This window comes from Herbiconiux sp. (assembly GCF_023264855.1).
Taxonomy (GTDB): domain Bacteria; phylum Actinomycetota; class Actinomycetes; order Actinomycetales; family Microbacteriaceae; genus Herbiconiux.
In genome coordinates this window covers 39007-61094 of the sequence record NZ_JAHFUW010000023.1, presented here as the reverse complement: position 1 = coordinate 61094, position 22088 = coordinate 39007, and the positions used below count along the sequence as shown (strand labels likewise).

21 protein-coding genes are annotated in these 22088 nt (G+C 71.5%); 16 read left to right on the top strand and 5 right to left on the bottom strand.

Annotation, left to right across the window (positions count from 1 at the left end):
* The 6 genes from Q0D75_RS11080 to Q0D75_RS11055 all read left to right on the top strand — a co-directional run.
* Positions 1-440: amidohydrolase family protein (locus Q0D75_RS11080; protein WP_291053205.1), on the top strand; the 440-nt coding region annotated here is incomplete at its 5' end.
* Complete coding sequence (locus tag Q0D75_RS11075; protein WP_291053203.1) at positions 437-1528, top strand: ABC transporter permease; 1092 nt, start codon at positions 437-439, stop codon at positions 1526-1528. The genes Q0D75_RS11080 and Q0D75_RS11075, both read left to right, overlap by 4 nt.
* 2 nt (positions 1529-1530) lie before the next feature.
* Complete coding sequence (locus Q0D75_RS11070) at positions 1531-2715, top strand: substrate-binding domain-containing protein (RefSeq protein ID WP_291053201.1); 1185 nt, start codon at positions 1531-1533, stop codon at positions 2713-2715.
* Positions 2715-5219, top strand: a complete 2505-nt coding sequence (locus tag Q0D75_RS11065; protein WP_291053198.1) for an ATP-binding cassette domain-containing protein — start codon at positions 2715-2717, stop codon at positions 5217-5219. Before Q0D75_RS11070 ends, Q0D75_RS11065 begins: the two co-directional genes overlap by 1 nt.
* Before the next feature lie 69 nt (positions 5220-5288).
* Positions 5289-6050, top strand: coding sequence for an XRE family transcriptional regulator (locus Q0D75_RS11060; protein WP_291053195.1), 762 nt, complete (start codon positions 5289-5291; stop codon positions 6048-6050).
* 67 nt (positions 6051-6117) lie between these two features.
* Positions 6118-6861, top strand: coding sequence for a creatininase family protein (locus Q0D75_RS11055; protein ID WP_291053193.1), 744 nt, complete (start codon positions 6118-6120; stop codon positions 6859-6861).
* A 10-nt stretch (positions 6862-6871) separates the two neighbouring features.
* Here Q0D75_RS11055 and Q0D75_RS11050 read toward each other — a convergent pair whose 3' ends face one another.
* From Q0D75_RS11050 to Q0D75_RS11040, 3 genes are all read right to left on the bottom strand, one after another.
* Positions 6872-7330 (bottom strand): DNA-binding protein, encoded by a 459-nt coding sequence (locus Q0D75_RS11050; protein WP_291053191.1) that lies wholly within the window; start codon positions 7328-7330, stop codon positions 6872-6874.
* A gap of 82 nt (positions 7331-7412) precedes the next feature.
* Entirely contained in the window at positions 7413-7832 is a 420-nt protein-coding gene (locus Q0D75_RS11045; RefSeq protein WP_291053189.1) for a hypothetical protein, read from the bottom strand.
* Complete coding sequence (locus tag Q0D75_RS11040) at positions 7829-7960, bottom strand: hypothetical protein (RefSeq protein ID WP_291053186.1); 132 nt, start codon at positions 7958-7960, stop codon at positions 7829-7831. Before Q0D75_RS11040 ends, Q0D75_RS11045 begins: the two co-directional genes overlap by 4 nt.
* A gap of 170 nt (positions 7961-8130) precedes the next feature.
* Here Q0D75_RS11040 and Q0D75_RS11035 point away from each other — a divergent pair, with 170 nt between their 5' ends.
* Complete coding sequence (locus Q0D75_RS11035; RefSeq protein ID WP_291053183.1) at positions 8131-9324, top strand: amidohydrolase family protein; 1194 nt, start codon at positions 8131-8133, stop codon at positions 9322-9324.
* Positions 9325-9333: 9 nt separating this feature from the next.
* On the opposite strand, the gene Q0D75_RS11030 is transcribed toward Q0D75_RS11035, so the two are convergent.
* Positions 9334-9822, bottom strand: a complete 489-nt coding sequence (locus Q0D75_RS11030) for a nucleoside deaminase (protein ID WP_291053180.1) — start codon at positions 9820-9822, stop codon at positions 9334-9336.
* A gap of 205 nt (positions 9823-10027) precedes the next feature.
* On the opposite strand from Q0D75_RS11030, the gene add reads away from it, so the two are divergent.
* From add to Q0D75_RS10985, 9 genes are all read left to right on the top strand, one after another.
* Positions 10028-11128: an adenosine deaminase gene (add, locus tag Q0D75_RS11025; protein WP_291053178.1), complete on the top strand. Its 1101-nt coding sequence runs from the start codon at positions 10028-10030 to the stop codon at positions 11126-11128.
* Complete coding sequence (locus Q0D75_RS11020; RefSeq protein ID WP_291053175.1) at positions 11125-11844, top strand: hypothetical protein; 720 nt, start codon at positions 11125-11127, stop codon at positions 11842-11844. The genes add and Q0D75_RS11020 overlap by 4 nt, the downstream gene beginning before the upstream one ends.
* A 96-nt stretch (positions 11845-11940) precedes the next feature.
* Positions 11941-12972, top strand: coding sequence for a BMP family ABC transporter substrate-binding protein (locus Q0D75_RS11015; protein ID WP_291053172.1), 1032 nt, complete (start codon positions 11941-11943; stop codon positions 12970-12972).
* Entirely contained in the window at positions 12972-14528 is a 1557-nt protein-coding gene (locus Q0D75_RS11010; RefSeq protein WP_291053170.1) for an ATP-binding cassette domain-containing protein, read from the top strand. Before Q0D75_RS11015 ends, Q0D75_RS11010 begins: the two co-directional genes overlap by 1 nt.
* Positions 14525-16384, top strand: a complete 1860-nt coding sequence (locus Q0D75_RS11005; RefSeq protein ID WP_291053168.1) for an adenine deaminase C-terminal domain-containing protein — start codon at positions 14525-14527, stop codon at positions 16382-16384. Before Q0D75_RS11010 ends, Q0D75_RS11005 begins: the two co-directional genes overlap by 4 nt.
* The gene (locus Q0D75_RS11000) at positions 16381-17577 is read left to right on the top strand and encodes an ABC transporter permease (protein ID WP_291053165.1); all 1197 of its coding nucleotides are present in this window, start codon (positions 16381-16383) and stop codon (positions 17575-17577) included. Before Q0D75_RS11005 ends, Q0D75_RS11000 begins: the two co-directional genes overlap by 4 nt.
* Positions 17574-18494 carry an ABC transporter permease gene (locus Q0D75_RS10995; protein ID WP_291053162.1) on the top strand — a complete coding sequence of 307 codons (921 nt, stop codon included), beginning with the start codon at positions 17574-17576 and terminating at the stop codon, positions 18492-18494. The genes Q0D75_RS11000 and Q0D75_RS10995 overlap by 4 nt, the downstream gene beginning before the upstream one ends.
* A complete protein-coding gene (locus Q0D75_RS10990; RefSeq protein WP_291053159.1) occupies positions 18491-19231 on the top strand; it encodes a GntR family transcriptional regulator in 741 nt (246 codons plus the stop codon). The genes Q0D75_RS10995 and Q0D75_RS10990 overlap by 4 nt, the downstream gene beginning before the upstream one ends.
* Positions 19232-19253: 22 nt before the next feature.
* Positions 19254-20390: an acyl-CoA dehydrogenase family protein gene (locus Q0D75_RS10985; protein ID WP_291053157.1), complete on the top strand. Its 1137-nt coding sequence runs from the start codon at positions 19254-19256 to the stop codon at positions 20388-20390.
* Positions 20391-20405: 15 nt separating this feature from the next.
* On the opposite strand, the gene pgm is transcribed toward Q0D75_RS10985, so the two are convergent.
* Complete coding sequence (gene pgm, locus Q0D75_RS10980) at positions 20406-22034, bottom strand: phosphoglucomutase (alpha-D-glucose-1,6-bisphosphate-dependent) (protein ID WP_291053155.1); 1629 nt, start codon at positions 22032-22034, stop codon at positions 20406-20408.
* Between the last annotated feature and the right edge of the window lie 54 nt (positions 22035-22088).

Sequence of the window (22088 nt, the reverse complement as noted above, 5' to 3'; positions counted from 1 at the left end):
TGCGCACGGCCATCGGCCTGCAGCGCGCCGCCGACAACGAGGCTCTCGTGGCCGCCGGCGCCGTGATCGAGCGGATCGGCCTGCACTGCGCCGACGTCATCCAGTTCGCCACCCTCGACGGTGCGAACGCGGCCGGCCTCGGCGCGGTCACCGGATCGCTCGAGGTGGGCAAGGCGGGCGACGTGATCGTGGTGAGCGGCAACTCGCTGGCCATGTCGCCGCTCAACAACCCCTTCGGCGGCATCGTGTACAACGCGCATCCGGGTCTCGTCACCGACGTGGTGGTGGATGGCGTCGTGAAGAAGCGCGGCGGAGCCCTCGTGGGCGTCGACGTGGCGCGACTGCGGAACGAGGCCTCGAACTCCCGCGACTACATCCTGTCGCAGATGCCGGAGGCCTCGGTCGACGGTGCCTGGCACCCCGGTGTGGTCCACGCATGACGATCGGATCGGAGCGGCGAGCCGCTTCAGCCGGCGGCGGATCAGGGAGCGTACCTCCGGCGGGCCGCCCGGGCATCAAGCCGGTCACGCCCTGGGCGCGGGTGGCCTCGTGGCCCGCGGCGCGCGCCCTCGTGGCCGTGGTGGTGCTGTTCGCCATCAGTCCGCTGATCGCCCCGGGCAGCGTCTCGGCCACCGCCATGTCGTCGATGCTGCCGTTCGCCGCCCTCACCGCCGTGGTGGCCGTGGGCCAGACCCTCGTCATCATGCAGGGTGGCCTGGATCTGTCGGTCGCCGGCGCCATCACGCTCGGCGCGCTCATCGTGGCCAAGTTCGGTGGACCGGACCAGCTCGGCATCGGGCTCGCCATCGTGGTGGCCCTCGTGGTGCCGGCGCTGTTCGGCCTGCTCAGCGGTCTGGTCATCGCCCTGTTCGGCCTCCCGCCGCTGGTCGTCACCATCGCCAGCAACGCGCTGATGGTGGGCACGGTGCAGGCGGTGTCGGGCGGCTACGGCGGCCAGGTCGTGGACTCGCTCTCGCAGTTCTCGCTCTCCCGCTGGCTCGGCATCCCGGTGCTGGCCATCATCGCCACCATCGTCGTCCTGGTGGTGCACGCGCTGCTGAAGGCGGTGCGGGTGGGACGCCGGTTCGAACTCGTCGGTGCCAACCCGCGCGCCGCGCGCAGCATCGGGCTCTCACCCACCGGCTACGTCGTGGGCGCGTACACGCTCTCGGCCTTGCTCGCCGCCACCTGCGGCGTGCTGCTGGCAGGGCTTCTGCGTTCGCCCACCCTCACGGCGGGCGACGCGTACCTGCTGCCGTCCATCGCAGCGGTCGTGCTCGGCGGCACCGCCCTCACGGGCGGCAAGGGAAGCGTCATCGGCACAGCGCTCGGCGCGCTCTTCCTCGGGCAGCTCGGGCAGCTCGTGCAGACCTTCACCCAGACCACCGCTGCGCAGAACATCATCCAGGCCGTCATCATCGCCGTCGGCATCGTCGTGCAGATCAAGCTCGGCGGAAACACGGCCCGCCTGCGCGGTCTCGTCTCCAGAAAACCGTCCCGCACCACCACAGCACTCAACGAGGAGTAATCATGATCACCACCGCACCACGACACCGCACGGCACTCGCCGTCGGCAGCGCCCTCACCGTCACGGCCCTGGCCGTGCTGCTCGGAGGATGTTCGTCGACCAACTCCAGCGGCACCACGTCGACCGGCTCGGCCGCCGACATCGCCGTCGGCACGACCGGCACGATGGACCAGTTCGCCGACTTCTCCTCGATCTGCCCGAGCGAGGGCGACATCACGGTCGGCGTCGTCGACGGCTTCGGCACGAACTCCTGGTCGAAGACCGTGCTCGCCGAGATCGAGGCCGAGGCCGCGAAGTGCCCCGCCATCACGAACGTGGAGTTCGCGGCCGGCCGCGGCGACCTGCAGGCGACCACCGCCGCCATCACGAGCATGGCGGCCAAGGGAACCGACGTCGTTCTCGTCATCCCGGATGCGGGCCCGGGCGAGGCGCACCTCTCGGCCCTGCGCAGCGCTGTGCAGTCCGGCTCCACCGTGGTCACCTTCGCCTCCGACCCCCAGGGTTCCGCCGGCAGCGACTACCTCGACTACACCGACTGGTCACCCGAGTTCAGTGGACGCAGCTGGGCGCAGTGGACGGTCGACCGCCTCGGCGACGCCGGCGGCAACGTGGCCTTCCTCGGCGGCCCGGCGGGCAGCGCCGTGTCGTCGCAGGAGCTCGAGGGAATCAAAGCCGTCTTCGCGGAGAACCCGCAGATCACCCTTCTCACCGACGAACCCGTCACCACCAACTGGGACCCGGCTCAGGCTCAGCAGGCCATGAGCGGACTGCTTTCGCAGTACCCGAAGATCGACGCGGTCATCTCCGACTACGGCGCATCCACCGATGGCGTGATCCGGGCCTACCAGGCCGCCGGCATCTCGCTGCCGGCCATCGCCACCACCGACCAGAACAGCCTCAGCTGCGGCTTCGACGCGCTGAAGGCGACGAACCCGTCGTACGAGCTCGCCACCGTGTCCTCGCGCACCTGGGTGGGCCGGGTCGCTCTGCGCAAAGCGATCGCCTCGATCGCCGGCACGTCCGACACCGAGCCCTCGATCTACGACCTGTCGCTCTCCGAGGACTCGACCGGATCCACCGAGGGTGCGAAGACGCCGAGCGAGGTGTGCTCCGAGGGCGCCCCCGCCGACGGCTCGCCCTCATCGCTGCTGACCGCGGCCGAAGTAGAGAAGACCTTCGCGAACTGATGAACGAGACAGTGACCCCGCCCGCCCCGCTGCTCACGCTCGCGGGAATCGGCAAGCAGTACCCGGGAGTGCGTGCGCTCGACGATGTCAGCCTCACCGTGCTTCCGGGCGAGGTGCACGCCGTGCTCGGCGAGAACGGCGCCGGCAAGTCGACACTCGTGGGAATCGCCGCCGGGTCGGTCGTGCCCGATACGGGGACGATCGACCTCGGCGGGGTCACTCGCTCGCGGATGGTGCCGCGCGAGGCGCGCGAGCGCGGTCTGGCGATCGTGTACCAGACCCCGGCGCTCGCGCCTTCGCTCACCGTCGTCGACGCCATGCTGTTGCTGCTGCCGGAGTCGGTGCGCCCGTCCCGGCGCACGGCGACCGCCTGGACGGCGGAGCTGTTCGCCCGTCTCGGACTCGAAATCGACGTGCGCCGCCGGGTGTCGGCGATCTCGCAGCGCGAGGCGCACCTGGTGGAGATCGCCGCGGCCCTGGCATCCGAACCCTCCGTGCTCGTGCTCGACGAGCCCACCGAGGCGCTCGGGGCGGATGAGACGGCCTGGCTCTTCGCGCAGGTGCACGAGCTGCTCGCCAAGGGGGCGGGCGTCGTGTACATCACGCACCGCATCCCCGAGGTGATGGAGATCGCCGACCGCATGACGGTGCTGCGCGACGGCAAGGCGGTGGGGCGCGGCGACGTGGCCTCGTACACGGCCGACGAGATCGTCGAGCTGATCGTGGGCCGCTCGCTCGAGACCACCTTCCCCGCCAAAGCGGTCGCGGGCGACGCCGCCGACGTGCTCAGCACGTCCGGCTTCACCGGGCGGGCCTTCCGCGACGTCGCCTTCTCGGCGCGGGGCGGGGAGATCGTCGGCCTCGCCGGCGTCGAGGGCAACGGTCAGCGCGAGTTCATGAAGGCGCTCGCCGGGGCCGTGCGCGGGTCGGGTGAGCTGCGGCTGAACGGCCGTGAGCTGCGCGGGCTGAACACCAAGCGCGCGACCGCGGCCGGCATCGTCTGGCTGCCGGGCGACCGTCTCGGCGAGGCCATGTTCGGCCAGCTGAGCGTGCGTGAGAACGTGATCGCGCCGAATCTCGCCCAGGCGATGCCCGCCGGTGTGGTCTCGCCGCGTACCGAGAACCGGCTCGTGCACGAGGCGATCGGCGGTCTCGCGGTGAAGACACCCACCATCGAGACGCCCATCACCTCGCTCTCCGGCGGCAGTCAGCAGAAGGTGCTGCTGGCTCGGGCCCGGCTCGGCAGCCCCGCCGTGCTTCTGGTCGAAGACCCGACCCAGGGGGTGGATGCCGGCGCCCGCGTGGAGATCTACGCCTTCCTGCGGGCGATGGCCGACGACGGGGTGGCCGTCGTCATCCTCTCGACCGATGCGGTGGAGCTCGAAGGACTCTGCGACCGGGTCGTGGTGTTCTCCCGCGGACGGGTGCAGGCCGAGCTGGAGGGCGACCGCCTCACCGAGCGCGAGATCACCCGCGCCGCCGTCCTCGCCACCGAGACCTCGCTCAACGACGACGCCGATGCGGCAGACCTCACGTCGAAGAAAGGGCTGCCGCTGTACCAGCGCGGCGAGGTGCAGACGGTGTCGCTGGTCGTCATCACGGTGCTGCTCGCGCTCGTGACCGCCGGTATCGCGCCGTCGTTCCTCAGCTCACTCAGCCTGGGGCAGCTGTTCGCCTCGGCGGCCATCCTCATCCTCGTCGGCCTGGCGCAGCTCGCGGTCGTGATCACGGGTGGGATCGACCTGTCGATCGGCTCCGTGGTGGCGCTGTCGGCGGTGATCGTGTCGTTCTTCGGCGAGGCCGGTCCCGGCTTCCTGCTGCTCGGCTTCGTGGTGGCGATCGCCGCGGGAGCGGTGGTGGGCGTGGTGAACGGGCTGCTCGTCACCCGGCTCGGCATGCCGCCGGTCATCGCCACGCTGGTCTCCTCCATCGCGGTGCTCGGTGGAGCGCAGCTGCTGCGTCCCCAGCCGGGCGGCCAGGCCAGCGCCGACCTCATGACCGCGCTCGGCACGGCCATCGCGGGCGTGCCACTGGTGCTCGTCGTCGCTGTGGCCGTCGCGGTGCTGCTGTGGCTGGGGCTGAACAACACCGGGCTCGGGCGTGGTTTCCGGGCGGCGGGATCGGATGCGGTCAAGGCGAACCGGATGGGCGTGGACGTGAACCGGATGCGGCTCACCGCCACCGTGGCATCCGGTGTGCTCGCCTCGATCGCGGGCATCGTGCTGTTCACGAAGACGGGCATCGGGGATGCGGGGGCGGCGCAGGCCTTCACCCTCACCTCGGTCACCGCCATCGTGATCGCGGGCGTCAGCATCTTCGGCGGTTCGGGCTCGGCTCTCGCGGTCGGAGCGGCGGCGTTGCTGCTGCAGACGATCACGAGCGCGCTGCCGTTCCTCGGGGTGAACCTGTCGTGGCAGTACTGGCTGCAGGGCCTGTTCGTGCTGGTGGCCGCGGTGCTGCCGATGGCGGTGCGACTGCGCCGCCGGCGGTCGATCCCCGGATAGATGCGCGCACCCAGGAGCCGCCGGGCGCGCCACGGTCTAACCTGGGGAAGGATCATCGAGGAGCGACCTATGCCGAGCAGCCCACCGCCGGAGGAGGAGACCTCGGCCGTGCGCCGGGAGGCCACGACCGGTGTGGGCGAGCGCATCCGGGAGGCGCGGCAGGCGGAGGGGATGTCGCTGCGCGAGTTCGGCAGCCGCGTGGGCGTCTCGGCGAGTTTCCTCTCCCAGGTGGAGCTGGGGCGGGCCATGCCGTCGATGGGCACGCTCTGGACGATCGTCTCCGCCCTCGGCCTGTCCTTCGATGCGCTGCTCGGTACCGACACCGGAGGCCCGGCGGACACCGCCACGGCGGCGGCGGGCCGCATCCCGGCGCCCGAGCGACTCACGGGCGCCGGGATCCCCGGTCTGCAGCGCGCGGCCAGCTCACCCGACATCCGGATCGGCGGTGTGCGCTGGGAGCGGCTGACGCCGGGCGACGACCCGCTGGTCGAGTTCGTGCGGGTCACCTATTCACCCGGCAGCGAGTCCAGCCCGGCCGACAACATGATGCGGCACACGGGCCTGGAATACATGCACGTGGTGAGCGGGCAGATGGACATCCAGGTCGGCTTCGACCGCGACACCGTGCAGGAGGGCGACAGCCTCACCTTCGACGCCGCGGTGCCGCACCGCATCCACAACCCCTACGAGGTCGACTGCGTCTCGATCTGGAGTGTCGTCGGTCGGCACGGCTTCGCGCATCCTCGGGACATCGCCAAGCGCTTGAGCGACCAGGGCGGCGGCTCGGTGACGATGCACTTCGGAGCCGACGGCCACCAGTTCTCCGACTGAGCCGGAATCTCCCACTGAGCCGGATTCTCCGACCGAGCCGCCCGGCATCCGCGGCTATCGTGGGCGGATGGCCATGATCGACACCGCGCGAAGCAGCTGGACCGACGTGCGCGACCATGTCGCAGCCGGCAACACCATCGCGTTCCTGCCCTTCGGCGCGCTCGAGCAGCACGGGCCGCACCTGCCGCTCTCCACCGACACGATCCAGTGCGCCGGCATCGCCGCGCGGCTGGCCGAGCACTACTCCGGACTGCTGCTGCCGGCCGTGCCCTACGGCCAGACCTGGGACAACGGGGGCTACCCCGGCACGATCTCGCTCGCCGCGTCGACGGTCACCGCGATCTGCCTCGACATCGCCGCCTCGGCACGGTCGTTCGGGGTGACCACGCTCGTGATCGTCAACGGCGACTACGGCAACCGCGCCCCCGTGCACGCCGCGGCCGCCCAGCTGATCGACGCCGGCGCCGACGTGCTCGTGCTCGACTACCCCGGCCTCGTGGAGGTCGGCGACGCCGTGAAGGAGTCGCCGTGGGCCGCACCCGGGCTCTGCCACGCCGACGAGCTGGAGACCTCGATGGTGTTGGCCCTGGAGCCCGAGCTGGTGCATCCGGATCGCTACGTGGCCGAGTATCCCGAGATGCCCGCCGATTTCGGAACCCGGCCGATCCGCTTCGACACCCTGTCCGAGTCGGGCGTGTTCGGCGACCCGCGCCTCTCGACCGCCCAGAAGGGCGAGGCGATCGTCTCGTTCGTGGTGCAGCGCTCGATCGAGGAGATCGACGCGCACCTCGGCTCGGGCGCGCGGGAGTAGCGGCGCCGCGTCAGCTCGGGTCGAAGCTCAGGGTGGCGAGGCCGTGCGCGCGTGGATTCGCCACTCGATCGAGCACGGGGGAGAGGATCTCGGTCAGCACCAGTTCGGTGGGGTACTGCACCGTTCCGCCGAGCACGTGACCGGCCGAGGCGCGGGCGGAGTCGCCCTTCGCGCCCACGGAGGCGTGCAGGTGCACCTGTGGGCCGTCAGCGCCCCTCGTGACGGTTCCCGAGCCGAGTCCCTCGCAGTTGCGCACGAGAACGGATGACGGCATCGGCGCATCCTCGTCGGCCGGCGGATGCTCGGCCCCGATCAGCGAGATCTCGCTGAAGGCCCCGAGGAAGACGGGGATGTAGGCGCCGTCGATCCCGAACCGGAGGCAGGCGGCGGCGAGCTCCCCGATCACGTCGTCGCCGGGCTCCAGCACCACGAGAACGGTGCGCCCCACGCGCACCTCGCTGCCGAACATGCGCCATCCCTCCCGCGGGAGAGCCGCACCCGCCATCGATCATCGTATTCTGCAGCGCGACGGGGCGGCCTGCCGGGCACCATCAGCGGTTCATCACCTGGGCGACGAGCTGCTGGATGAACGGGATGATGCTCTGCACCTGGTCCACGCTGGCGAGGGCCGTGGCGACGAGCGGCCAGACCGAACCGATGAGGGTGGCGATGACCGCCGCGGTGGCCGTGATCCAGGCCAGGGCGCCGATGCGGGAGACGGCCGTGAGCGCGAGGAAGCCGAGGGCGACGAGGTAGCTGATCGCGATCGAGGCGGCGATCGCCCCGACGGGCACGTTCAGGGCGCCGATCGTGGTCGCGTCGGCTGCTCCGATCAGGCCGAGCACCGGGAACAGCACACCGGCCACGATGATGATGCAGAGCGCCACGCCGGTGATGAGCGCGGCCCAGACGGCCCGGCTGCGGCTGCGGCTGCGGCTGCGGCGGCGCGTGCCGAGGCCTCGGGCCCTCATCGGTGCTGCTCGGTGGCGTCGGACACCGGCTCGAACGGACCGTGCACGTCCGTGACGTTCACGTTCACGTTCACGTCGACGGGAACGGGCTGAGGATGCCGGGCATCACCGGTCAGGGCGTCATTCATGGGGGTCTCCTTCGTCGCGAGCGGGGTGTGGATCAGATTTCCGCCACATAGGTCAGACGGCTCCGCGGGGGAATTCGTCACACAGCGACGGATATCGTTGTCTGCACCGCGCCCGGCGGGACTCGGCCCGGCGCCGGCCCCGCCGGCCCCGAACACGGATCAGGAGCGTCATGAGCCACGCACTCGACGGCATCACCGTCTGGAACGGCACCCGCCTGACGGGCCCGGCCCGCCTCGAGTGGACGGGTGACCGCATCACGGGTGTCGGCCCGGCCGAGGACCGGCATCCGGGGCTCGCCGTCATCCCGGGGCTGATCGACACCCACGTACACCTGGACACCAGCGTTCTCGACGGCGCCGGCCCGGGCGACGCCTGGCCGCTCGTGACGCCGCCGGAGGAGAAGGCGATGCACGTCGCCGCGCACGCCCTGCGCTTCGCCTCCTTCGGGGTGACGACGATGCGCGATCTCGCGGCGACGCCGATCCAGATCGCCGTGGGCCGGGCCTTCGACCAGGGCGTGCTCGAAGGCCCTCGCCTGCTCTCCAGCGGCCCCGTCGGCATGACGGCCGGGCACGGCGACCTCTTCACCCCGCCACGCCACCGGGACCGGCCGCCCGTCGCCGACTCGCCCGACGAGTGCCGTCGGCTCGTGCGCCAGTGGGCCCGCGAGGGAGCGACCGGGATCAAGATCTACACCAGCGGCGGCATCTTCTCGATGGGCGACCACGTGGGCTGGCGCAACCAGACCCGCGCCGAGATCGCCGCCACGGTCGACGAGGCCCACGCCCTGCGGATGCTCGTCGCCGCCCACTCGCACACCGCGGAGGGCATCGACATCGCGCTCGAGGAGGGCGTCGACTCGATCGAGCACGCCACGGGCATCCGGACCGAGCAGTTCGCTGCGCTCGTGGCGGCCAACATGCCGGTGAGCCCCACCCTGCTGATCAACGACCTCGTGGCCGCGGGCGGCGACGGCATCCGAGCCGAGGCGAGCGGCAAGGCACGCGAGGTGGTGGCCGGGCGCGACCCCGCGTTCCTCGCCGCGGCCCGAGCGGGCGTGCGGTTCGTGCTCGGCACCGACGCCAACGGGCGCTTCGTGCGGCACGGCGGACAGCTCGACGAGCTGCGCGCGATGCGCTCCGCCTTCGACTGGAGCGCCGAGCGCACGCTCGTCTCCGCCACCTCGGATGCGGCCGACAGCCTGGGTCTCGGCGATCGCCTCGGCCGCCTCGAAGAGGGCCACGCCGCCGACTTCGTGGTGGTGCGCGGGCGGCCGTGGGACGACCTGGCCGAGCTCACGCCCGAGCGGATCGTCGCCGTCGTCAGCCGAGGCCGCGTGCTGTCGGGCGCGCTGCCCGGCTAGGGCTGCGCGTCAGCTCCAGAAGCCGAGGTGCGCCTGGGCGGCCTCCTCTTCGAGGTGCGGCCCCGACACGGCGATCGAGCGCTGGCCGCGGGCGAACACCTCGCGGCACGGCAGTGAGAACGTGGGGTTCTCGGGGTGGTCGCCGGTGAGCTCGAGCAGGCGCCGCTCGGAGAGCGCGTAGACCACGCGATCGATGCCCGTCCAGTAGACGGCGCCGGAGCACATCGCGCACGGCTCGGCGCTCGTGTAGAGCGTGCTGCCGGCCATCCCCTCGGCTCCGAGCGCGTGGAAGGCGGCCGCGACGGCCCGCATCTCGGCGTGCTGGGTGGGATCGCCCTCCGGCGGCAGCGAGTTGTTGCCGAACGAGGCCACCACCCTGCCGGCCGCATCGACGACGATGGCGCCGAACGGATGCCGGCCCTCGGCTCGCGAGGTCTCCGCCGCACGCAGGCTCTGCTGCAGGAAGCCGGCCTCGAGCTCGGTCAGGGTATCAGTCACGGTGTCCTTCACATGTGCACAAGAACGGTCGTCTGCCGTCACACTCAGTCATAAAACCCCGGATTCACGTCACAGTGTTACGCCGCGGTTACGGTCTTCGAACAAGTTCCACTCTACTTGTCAACAAGTGCTGCGCCGCGGTTAGCCTGCTGTGCACACCCCGTGGAGCCCGTCCGATCGCGCTCAACGCACCCGAAAGGTCAGCATGCCCGCCCTCGCCCCCGCCGCCGTCCGCATCGACGAGCAGGACATCCGGCTGCTGCCGAAGGCCGAGGTGCACGTGCACCTGGAGGGCACCTTCGCGCTGGTCGACCTGCTGCGGCTCGCGAAGGAGAACGGCGTCGCCCTGCCCGGTCCGGCAGCCACCATCTTCGACGTCAGCACGCACGACGCCTTCGTGCGGCCGGAGATCACGACCGGCGGTACCGCCCACGGGGTCGGCGGAGCCGGGCTCAGCGGCTTCCTGCGCTTCCTCGACTGGCAGTGCGGCCTGGTGCGAACCCCCGAGCAGGCGGCCCGGATCGCCTACGCGTTCGCCGCACGGCAGACGGCCTCGGGCATCCGCTACTCCGACGTGATCGTGAACCCGACCCACTGGAACGCCTGGCACGGCCGCGAGATCGAGTTGATGCAGGCGCTCGCCGCGGGGCTGGACGAGGCCGAGCAGGACGGCCTCTGCGTCACCAACATCGCCTACTCGCTGCTGCGCACCCAGACCGCGATCGAGGCGGAGCAGGCGGTCGCCGCCCTCGTCGGCCACCGCCCCTCCCGCGTCGTCGCCCTCAGCATCGACGGCGACGAGAAGGCAAGCGGCCCCACCGGGGAGAAGTTCCGCACCGCCTTCCGGGCCGCAGAGGCGGCGGGCCTGCACCGCACGGTTCACGCCGGCGAGTCGAGCGGCCCCGCGGGAGTGTGGGACGCCCTCGACCACTTGCACGCCGAACGGATCGACCACGGCGTGCGTTCGATCGAAGACCCGGTGCTCGTGCAGCGGCTCGTCGACGAGGGCATCCCGCTCGACGTGTGCCCGCGCTCGAACATCACGCTCGGCCTCTACCCGGACTGGGCCTCGCATCCGCTGCCGCTGCTGGTGGAGGCGGGCGTGCGCGTCACGCTGAACACCGACGACCCGGCGCCGCTGGCCTGCACGCTCGACGAGGACTGGGCCGTGGCGGCGGGAGCATTCGGCTACGGCCGGCCCGAGCTGGTGCGCTTCGCCGCGGAATCGATCCGGGCCTCCTTCGCCGACGACGACCTCAAGCGCGACCTGCTCGCGGAGCTGAGCGATCTCGAGGTGGCGACATGAGCATCCGGGCGGCACGACGCCCGAGCAGGATCGTCACCGGAGTGCTCGGGCAGGTCGGACTCGTGGCGGTGATCGCGGTCGTCGCCGCCGTGGTGGCCGGGTCGGCCGCCTCGCGCGCCGAGGCCCCGGAACTCGCGGACGCGGTCGCCGATGCCGACTCCGCTCCTGCTACCGCGCCCGCCGATGGTGCCGAGGTCGAGCTCGCCCCGCTGGTAGCGGCCTGGCCGGACGGCTACACCGTCACCGGCACCAAGTCGGAGCCGCTCTACGTGGAGCACATCACCTCCACCCGAGACGGCGCGGTGTACCGGCTCCGCATCGACGTGAAGTCGCAGGGCGAGAGTGCGCTCGGGGTGCAGACCGGTGAGGTCGCGCTCGAGGCCGACGGCCGAATCCGCTGGATCGTCGGATGCACGAAAACCGCTGCGGAGTGCCTCGACGACCGGGGGCTGCGCGGCTTCCTCTCGCAGGCCGCGCTCCTCGCCGCCGACCGCACCGGCACGCTCCCCGCCACCGGCGTCGCCCGAACGCTGCACGGGCATCCGGTGGTCTGCGTCCCGGATCTGGCCCTGCATCCGGATGCCCCGCCCACCGTCGACGGCCTCGACCCCTGTTTCTCGATCGCGACCGGCGCCCTGCTCGGGCACTTCTCCACCGACAGCGACGCCTTCGTGGGCCCGACCCTCGCCGAAGGCCTGAGCGACCTGCCCCGCTGACCCACCTGCCCCGCCGACCAACTACCCGACCGGCCCCCTGACTGCACCACAGCACCACCCGAACACCATCCCTATGTCACTCCCGAAAGGAACACCATGTCCAGAAGAAAAGGAGCCCTCCTCAGCGGAGCGGTCCTCGTCACCGTCGCAGCCCTCGCCCTGACCGGCTGCAGCTCAGGCAGCACCGCGTCGACCGACGCCGGAACCCCCGCCGCCTCGGGCGCCGAACCGATCAAGGTCGGCGCGCTCACCCCCGGCAACACCAACGACGGCGCCTTCAACCAGGCGCTCGCCGACGCGCTGCAGAAGCTCGAGGACGAAGGGCTGATCGAGTACGAGCTGCGCGACCAGATGTCCGACCCCGCCACGAGCGAGCCGGTGATCGCCGACTTCGCCAGCCAGGGCTACGACCTCATCATCGGTCACGGCATCGAGCTGGGCGACGCGATGTTCTCGGTGGCCGGCGACTTCCCCGACGTGAAGTTCACCGCCTCGGGCGGCCCCGACATCCTCGAGAAGTACACCGACAACGTCGAGACCTGGACCTACGACACCCCGCAGGTGGGCTACCTGTCGGGCTACATCGCAGGCCTCACCGGCGCCACGCCGATCGGCCGGGTCGAGAGCCTCGAGCTCGACTTCGTGAAGGCCACCGACGCGTTCTTCCAGCAGGGCGTCACCGCCGCGAACCCCGCCGCCACGCTGCTGCCCGTGGTCTACGCCGGCAGCTTCGACGACGCGCAGGCGGCCGCTGCCGCCACCACCGGGCTCGTGGGACAGGGCGCCCAGCTCGTCTACACGACCGGTGACGGCATCGCCACCGGTGTGGGATCGGCTGCGGCCGAAGCGGGCGTGCTGAGCGTCGGCGTCTCCTCCGCGGCGGGCGAGGCGGCGCTGGCCACCAACGTGTCCACCGTCGACCTCGACATGTACCCGATCATCAAGGGCTGGGTCGAAGAGGTCTCCGCGGGCGACTTCGGCGGCAAGGGAGTCACCTCCACGCTGCAGAACGGCGGAATCGTCTACCACCCGATCAACACCGTCGACGGCAAGGTGCCCGCCGACGTCGGCACCAAGGTGGACGAGCTGATCGCCGGCATCACCGACGGATCCGTCACGATCGGCTGATGACCGTCTCACCCCAGGAGATGGACCGCGTGCTCCACGCGCGGTCCATCTCCAAGAGCTTCGGACCGGTGCACGCGCTCCGCGACGTGTCGCTGGTCGTGCGACCGGGCGCCGTGCACGCCCTGGTGGGCGAGAACGGCGCGGGCAAGTCCACGCTGGCCAAAGTGCTGGCCGGCATCGAGCAGCCCACCTCCGGTTCGATGACCCTCGGCGGCAGCGCCTTCGCCCCGCGCGATCGCGCCGCCGCCAAGCACGCCGGCATCAACATGGTGCCGCAGCAGCTGAGCCTCGTGGGCGAGCTGAGCCTGGTGGAGAACTACCTCCTGGTGGGCCCGCGACGCCTGGCGAACCGGCGCTCGGCCCGGTCGCTGCTGAGCGCCACGCTCGAGCGCGCCCGCGTCGAGGTTGATCTGGAGGCCCCCACCTCCTCGCTCACCCAGGCGCACCGGCAGCTCGGCGAGATCGTGGTGGCGCTCGCCGAGGGCGCCCACACCCTCATCCTCGACGAGCCCACCGCCAGCCTCGGCCCGCTCGAGGTGGGCGGATTGTTCGAGCACCTGCGCTCGCTCTGTGAGCTCGGCACCGCGGTGCTGCTGATCACCCACCGGCTCGACGAGGTGCGGCAGGTGGCGGATGACCTCACGGTGCTCTCGCACGGCGAGAACGTGCACCACGGCGCCGCCGCCGGACTCGAGCCCACCGAGATCGCCCGGCTGATGGTGGGCGAGCTCGCGGCGCCCCCGGCCCGAGCCGCGCGCGCGATCGGCGAGGTCGTGCTCGCGGCCTCCGGCATCGTGGCGGGATCCCCCCGCGACGCCCGGCTCGACGGCGTCGATCTCGCCGTGCGATCGGGCGAGATCGTCGGCATCGCCGGAGTGGCCGGCAGCGGACAGAACCTGCTGCTGGACGTGCTCGGCGGATTCGTGAAGCCGGATGCCGGAACCGTGACCCTCACCGGGGCGCCGGCCGCCGCATCCGCGGTCGCCCTGCAGCGCGCCGGGCTCGCCTGGATCCCCGAGGAGCGCTCGGAGGCCGTGGTGCCCACGATGAGCCTGGGCGAGAACCTCGGGCTGTACGCGACGGCGGTCGGAGCCGGGCGCCGGGCCGGAGCGGGCGCACCGGATGCCCCCACGCGGCTCCTCGATTTCGACGTGCGCCCCGCCCGCCCCGACCTGGTGGCCTCGGGGCTCTCCGGCGGCAACCAGCAGAAGCTGCTCGCTGCGCGGGAGCTCGGCGCCTCGCCGACGCCGACCGCCGTGCTCGCGTACGGGCCGACGCAGGGCCTGGACCTACGGGCGTCACAGGCCATCCGGGAGCGCCTGATCGACCTCGCCGCCGCCGGGGCCGCCGTGCTGGTGGCCTCGCACGACCTCGACGAGGTGCTCGGGGTGGCCGACCGCGTGCTGGTGATGTTCGGTGGCCGCGTGGTGGCCGACCTGCCGATCGCCGAGGCGAGCACCGAACGGCTCGGCCGGGCGATGGCCGGGCTGCCGGGCGACGGGCCGACGTCCGCACACGCATCCGATTCCCCCCTCGCAGAGAGCGATCCCGCATGACCGAGAAGACCGATCTCTACCCGACGGCCGCCGAACTCGGCCGGCTGCGGGCCGTGGCCATCGGCGCCGAGCGGCCCGATCTCGTGATCCGCGGAGGCCTCGTGCAGTCGCCGGGCACCGAGGAGTGGCTGGAACGCGACATCGTGATCGCCGGCCGGCACATCGCGGCGCTCACGCCCTGGGAGCACGTGGCCGCCGTGCCCGCCGCGGCCGACGGGAGCGACGCATCCGGGGCCTTCGACGAGATCGACGCCTCGGGATGCCACGTGGTGCCCACCTTCATCGACGCGCACCTGCACATCGAGTACACCAACCTCACCCCCGGGGAACTCGGCCGCCTCAGCGTGGCTCGCGGCACCGGAACCGTGCTCACCGACCCGAACGGCGCGGCCAACGTGTGGGGCGCGCGCGGCATGGACCAGCTGCTGTCCACCACGACTCCGCTGCACATCTTCCAGCAGGTGTCGCCGAAGACGCCCGGTTCGCCGCAGCTCGAGCGCGGCGGCGCGGTCATCCCCGAGGAGGTCGTGCGCGGCCGGCTGTGGGACGACGTCACCACCAACCTCGGCGAAGGCAACCCCTTCGACTACGGCGAGGAGTCGACCGGCCGCTTCCGCGAGGCGCTCGCCGCCGGCCGGCGGATCACCGGCCACACGGCCGCTCAGACGAACGAGTCGCTCTGGGGCTACCTCGCGGCGGGCGTGGGCGACGACCACAACTCCGCCACCATCGACGAGGTGCTCGAGCGGGTGCGGCTCGGGGCCATGATCACGGTGATGGGCGCCTCGCTCACCGACAACACCGTGCCGATCTTCTCCGACCTCCAGAAGGTGGCGCCCGCGCTCCGCAGCCTGTGCTTCTGCGCCGACGACAAGCACGCGCTCGACCTGCACACCGAGGGACACATCGACCACCACGTGCGCCAGGCCATCCGCTTCGGGGTCGACCCGCAGCTGGCCTACCGGATGGCCACCACCCAGCCCGCCGCCTACTACCGGCTCGACCAGGTGCTCGGCATCCTGGCCCCGTCGCGGCTGGCCGACCTGCAGATCATCCCCGATCTTGCCGAGGTACGACCGTCGGTAGTCGTGGTCGAGGGGCGGATCGTGGCCCGCGACGGCCGCGCGCTGTTCGAGAACACCGACGAGCTGCCCGAGTGGATGACCGATACCGTGCACCTGCCCGAGACCCTCGACCCGGCGATGTTCCAGGTGCGAGCGGATGCGGCGGGGGCGGCCGGCGGGTCGCCCGATCGTGTGCGCGTGCGGGCCATGGAGATGTACAAGGGCTACTTCAAGCACGCCTTCGAGGCCGAGCTCGACGTGGTCGACGGCCTCGTGCAGGGCGACACCGCGAACGACGTGCTGAAGATCGCCGTGGTCGACCGCCACCACGGCGACGCCCTCACCGGCATCGGTTTCGTGAAGGGCTTCGGCCTGCACCGCGGCGCCATCGCCATCACCATGAACTGCCCGAACATGAACATCGCCGTGGTGGGCGCCGACGACGCCTCGATGCTGCACGCCGTCGAAGAACTCCGGATGATGCAGGGCGGCTTCGTGACGGTGGCCGACGGCGAGGTCGTGGGCAGGGTACCGCTCCCGGTGGGCGGCATGATGAGCGCCGCCCCGTTCGAGGAGACGGCCGAGGCGCTCCGTCTCGGCCACGAGGCCACCCACGCGCTCGGCTGCACGATCCCCTCGCCGTACATCATCCTGTCGTTCGTGGGCCTGTACGTGGTGCCCGACCTCGGGCTGACCGAGCTCGGACTGATCGACGCGCTCACCCAGTCGTTCGTCGACGTGCTGGTGCCCGGCCCCGTCGACCGCTGCGGTCACGACGGGGAGCACTCGTGAGCGCCTTCGACCGGCGCCGCTGGGTGCTCACCGCCTCGGTGGTGCTCGCCATCCTGGTGGTGGCGGGTGCGCTGATCGTGTTCGCCGGGGCCGACCCGGTGGTGGGCATCCAGGGCCTCGTCGAGGGCGTCTCCAGCTCGCCGTACCGCGTCGGCGAGGTGCTCGTGGGCGCGGTTCCGATCGGGATCGTGGCGCTCACCCTCATCCCGGCCCTCCGCGCCGGGGTGTTCTCGGTCGGGGCGGAGGGGCAGATCGTGGTCGGCGCCATCGCGGCCACGGGCGCCGTGTTCGCCGTCGACTCGCTGCTGCAGGGAACGGCCCCGAGCATCCTGCTCTGGCCGGTGGGCCTTCTCGCCGGCGCGGCCGGCGGCGGGGCGATGGCGATGCTGCCCGCCTTCCTCGCCGTGCGCTGGCGGGTGAACGAGATCCTCAGCACGCTGCTGCTGAACTACCTCGCCGCCGGACTGCTGGGCTGGACGCTGCGCACCTGGCTGGCGAGCCCCGACGAGACGGCCACGCCGCAGAGCGCCAAGCTGCCCGAGGCGGCCGCGCTGCCCTCCCTGATCCCCGGCACCCGGGCGCACTGGGGCATCCTGCTGGTGATCGTGATCGCCGTGGCGTTCTTCCTCTGGCGCCGCTCGGCCGCGAGCACCCGGCTGACGGTGTTCGCCAGCCGGCCGAAGCTCGCCCTGCGGCTCGGCGCCACCCGGGCCCGCACGGTCTACTCGACCATGCTCGTCTCCGGGCTCGGCGCGGGAGTGGTGGGCTGGATCCAGGTGGCCGGCGTCAACGACCGGCTCCTCAATTCGGTCTCCGGAGGGGTGGGCTTCTCCGGCCTCGCCGTGGCGCTGCTCGGCGGACTCGCGCCGATCGGCATCGTGCTCGCTGCGCTGTTCTTCTCCGCGCTGACCGCCGGGGCCGTCGGCATGCAGTCGGCCACCGGGACCGTGCCCTCCTCGATCGCCGAGGTGATCAAGGGGGTGCTGCTGATCGGCGTGGCCTGCATCGCGGCTTATCAGCGCAGCGCTGCGGCCGTGCTGGGGCCCGTCGGAGCGAAGGATGCCGCCGACGACACGGCGGTGCTCGCCCCCGAGCCGGGCGGAGCCGGTGGTGGCTCGGTCGCCGAACGCGAAGTCACGATCGGCACCCTCGCCGAATCCGAGCACGCCGAACACGAAGGAGGCCGCCCGTGAGCGTCGAACTCTGGGTCGCCATCATCGCCGGTGCCCTCGCCCTCGCGGCCCCGCTCGTCTTCGCCGGCATCGGCGAGGGCTTCGTCGAGCGCGCGGGCCGGATCAACCTCGGCATCGAGGGCATGATGATCATGGGCGCCTTCACGGGCGTGTGGGCCGCCAGCATCGGCGGGCCCCTGCTCGGCCTCGCGGCCGGGGTCGCCGTGGGGCTCGTGCTGGCCGTCGGCATGAACCTCGTGATCTACCGCCTGCACGCCAACGAGATCGTGGTGGGCCTGGCCGTGACCATGCTCGGCCTCGGCCTCAGCACCTACCTCTACCAGCTCTGGATCCCGAGCGGCCAGACGAATGTCACGGTGCAGACCGTTCCGCGCACGGGCCTGGGGCCGCTCGCCGACATCCCGGTCGTCGGACCCATCCTGTTCGGCCAGAGCCCCCTGGTGTACGCCGCCGCGCTGCTGCTCGTGGTGGCCTGGGCCGTGATGCGGTTCACGCGCTTCGGCCTGGCGGTGCAGGCGGTGGGAACCGACCCGGCGTCGGCCGCCCTGCGGGGCGTGCGCGTGCAGAAGACGGGCGCATCCGCTCTGCTGATCGGCGGAGCACTCGCCGGTCTCGGCGGGGCGGTGATCACGGTGGGCACGATCGGATCGTTCACCCCCGACATCACGGCCGGGCGTGGCTACATCGTGCTGGCCGTGGTGATCATGGGCCGTAGCCGCCCGATCGGCATCGCGCTCGGCGCCCTGCTGTTCGCGTTCCTGCAGAGCTTCGCGCTGCTGTCGCAGTCGACGGCGCTCACGTTGCCGAGCGAGGTCTACCAGTCGATACCGTATCTGGTGACCCTCGTGGTGCTGGTGATCACCTCGCGCAACCAGCTGCGACGGCTGTCCAGAACGACGAGGGTGAGGGCCACATGACCAACGAGAGCCAGCGGGTGCTCGCGGGCGTGCTGCGTTTCGTGCGCGACGCCGCCGCATCCGGTTCCACCCTGCCCGGCGAGGTGGAGATGGCCGAGCGGCTCGGCAGCACGCGCAAGCAGGTGCGCGACGTGCTCGCCTCGCTCGAGCAGCAGGGCATGGTGCTGCGGCGCCAGGGGGCGGCCACCGAGGTCGACCCGGTGGCCACCCGGATGAGCGTGCGTTTCGAAGACCAGCTGGAGTACAGCGTGCTGCTGCGCCAGCTCGGCTACGAGAGCAGTGTCGAGGTGCTCGAGACCTCCGACGTGCAGATGCCGAAGGAGATCGCGGGTCTGTTGATGACCGAGGCCGGGCGCCCCGCCGCCCGCATCGTGAAGCGCTGGCGGGCCGACGGGGCCGTGGCCATGCTCGCGTTCGGCACGGTTCCGCTGCCGTTCCCGCGGGGCGAGATCGATCTCGGCGACTCCATCTACACCGCGATCAAGCAGGTGTGGAACGAGGCCATCGCCTGGGAGGTGGCGACGCCCTCGGCCGAGGTGCTCAGCGAATCCGATGCCGCCCTGTTCGAGCATCCGGTGGGCACCCCGGTGCTCACCCTCGACATCGTGGGCATCGGGCTGAGCGGGCGACGGCTGTTCCACGCGCGGGAGCTGCACGACCCCAAGACCGTGTCGTACTCGATGATGCGCACCATCCGGCCGCCGCAGGTGTTCTCCACGGCGCGCTACCAGTTCTGAACCTTCCTCCGAAAGGACCCTAATGCTCACCCGACCGTCACCGTTCGTCTCCGCCATCCCGGAGTCGGAGCAGCGCTGGCTCGAAACCGCGTCAGCGCTCGCCGAGGGGATGCGGGCCACCGTGGCCGCCGACGACGAGTCGGGAGAGTTGCCGATCGAGCACCTGCGCGCCATCTCGGCCAGTGGGCTGGACGTGGCTTTCCTGCCCGTGGAGCACGGGGGAGAAGCGCTCTCGTACGCCGCCCTCGCCCAGGTGGTGCGGGTGTTCGCGGCCGCGCATCCGGCCGTCGCCGCGGTCTGGCTGATGCACATCGGCGCGGCGCACGCGCTCGTCACCATGTCGGCGCCGCCGGCCGCCGCCTTCTTCGCCGAGCGGCTGCGCGCGGGAGACCGCTTCTCGAACGCGCTCTCCGAGCCCGCGGGCGGCAACCACTTCCTCGCCTCACAGCAAGACGTCTCGCCCGTGGACGGCGGGTGGATGCTCACCGGCCGCAAGCTCTTCGTCTCGGGTGCCGAGGTGGCCGACCACCTGCTGCTCAACGTGCGGATCGACGGCGGGCCGGGGTTCTTCGGCGTCGACCGCGACGACACCCTGTCGCTCCCGCCGATCGACCAGACCATCGGGATGCGGGCCACCCGAAGCCGCACGGTGGAGTTCGACGGCACGATCCTGCAGCGGTCACGGCTCTGCGGTCCGCCGCCGGAGGGCTACGCGAACCTCATCACGATCGGCTTCTCGGCGTTGTCGATCGGTATCGCCGAGTCGGCGATCGATGCGCTCGTGGCCTCGGCGAACCGGCGCAAGGATCCGGCGGCCGAACGGCTGGCCGACGCCTCCTGGGTGCGCTCGGAGACGGCGATGGTGTGGGCGGAGCTCCGCGCCGCCCGACTGATCGCCGAGCAGACCGCCTGGCTCGCCGACCGCGCAGACCCCACGGCGATGGCGGCGGCCACCGAGGGCAAGATGCTCACCAACGAGGTGGCCAAGAAGGCGGCCGCCCTAGCCCTCAAGGTGGGTGGCGGCGGTGCCTACCTCGCCCGCTCGCCCATCCAGCGCATCTTCCGCGACGCCCAGGCGGGCGCCCTGATGGCCTACTCGGTCCCCTTCAGCCAAGACGTGGTGGGCGGCTGGGTGCTCGCCGAGCCCCCGGCCGCCTGACCCGGCGGCCCCGGGTCAGGCGCCCAGGGCGGCGTCGACGATCTGCTTGGCCTCCGCCTGCACGGCGGCCAAGTGGTCGGGGCCCACGAAGCTCTCGGCGTAGATCTTGTAGACGTCTTCGGTGCCCGAGGGGCGGGCGGCGAACCAGGCCTTCTCGGTGACCACCTTCACGCCGCCGACCGCCGCACCGTTGCCGGGGGCGTGCGAGAGCTTCGCGATGATCGGATCGCCGGCCAGGGTCGTGGCCGGGATGGCGTCGCCGTCGAGCTTGGCGAGCTCGGCCTTCTGCGCCTTGCTCGCGGGGGCGTCGATCCGCTCGTAGACCGGGTCGCCGAACTCCTCGGTGAGCTCGGCGTAGAGCTGCGAGGGGGTCTTGCCGGTGACGGCGAGGATCTCGGAGGCCAGCAGGGCGAGCAGGATGCCGTCTTTGTCGGTGGTCCACACGGTGCCGTCGAAGCGCAGGAATGATGCTCCCGCCGACTCCTCGCCGCCGAAGCCGACGGATCCGTCGACCAGGCCCGGCACGAACCACTTGAAGCCCACCGGCACCTCCCAGAGGGTGCGGCCGAGCGAGGCGGCGACGCGGTCGATCATCGAGCTGGAGACCAGCGTCTTGCCGATCGCCGCATCCGGCTGCCAGCCCTCGCGCCGCGAGTACAAGTACTGGATGGCCACCGCCAGGTAGTGGTTCGGGTTCATGATGCCGGCATCCGGGGTCACCACGCCGTGGCGGTCGGCGTCGGCGTCGTTGCCCGTGGAGATGTCGTAGTCGTGGCGGCGCGCGACGAGCGAGGCCATGGCGTAGGGGCTCGAGCAGTCCATCCGGATCTTGCCGTCCCAGTCGAGCGTCATGAATGCCCAGCGCGGGTCGACCGTCTCGTTCACGACCTCCATGTTCAGGCCGTAGCGGTCGCGGATGAGCTCCCAGTACTCGACGGAGGCGCCGCCCAGCGGGTCGGCACCGATGCGGATGCCCGACTTCTGGATGGCGTCGAGGTCGATGACGTTCACCAGGTCGGCCACGTAGTGTTCGCGGAAGTCGTACGTGCCGGAGGGGGTCGCCTCGTCGCGGCTCACGCGCTTGACGTCGTGCAGGCCGCCGGCGATGAGCTCGTTCGCCCGGTTCGCGATCCAGCCGGTCGCATCCGAGTCGGCCGGGCCGCCGTGCGGGGGGTTGTACTTGAAGCCGCCGTCGCCGGGCGGGTTGTGGCTCGGGGTCACCACGATGCCGTCGGCCTGGTCGGCGTGGCCCGCCCTGTTGTAGGCGAGGATGGCGTGGCTCACGGCCGGGGTCGGGGTCCAGCTGTCGCGGGAGTCGGTCCACACGGTCACGCCGTTGGCGTTCAGCACCTCGAGGGCGGTGTCTTCGGCGGGCTTGGACAGCCCGTGGGTGTCGCGGCCGATGAACAGCGGACCGGTGATGCCCTGGCCGGCCCGGTACTCCACGATCGCCTGCGTGATGGCGGCGATGTGGTCGTCGTTGAACGCCGTGTTGAAGCTCGACCCGCGGTGGCCGCTGGTGCCGAAGATCACCTTCTGCTCGGGGTCGGTGACATCCGGATGCCCGTCGTAGTAGGCCGCCACGAGGGCGTCGACATCGATCAGGTCTTCGGGAAGGGCGACTGTGCCTGCGCGCTCATGCATGCCCCAAGTCTGGCACTACGAGGGCCCGCCCGGGTGGCGCGCTCGCGGCGTTGT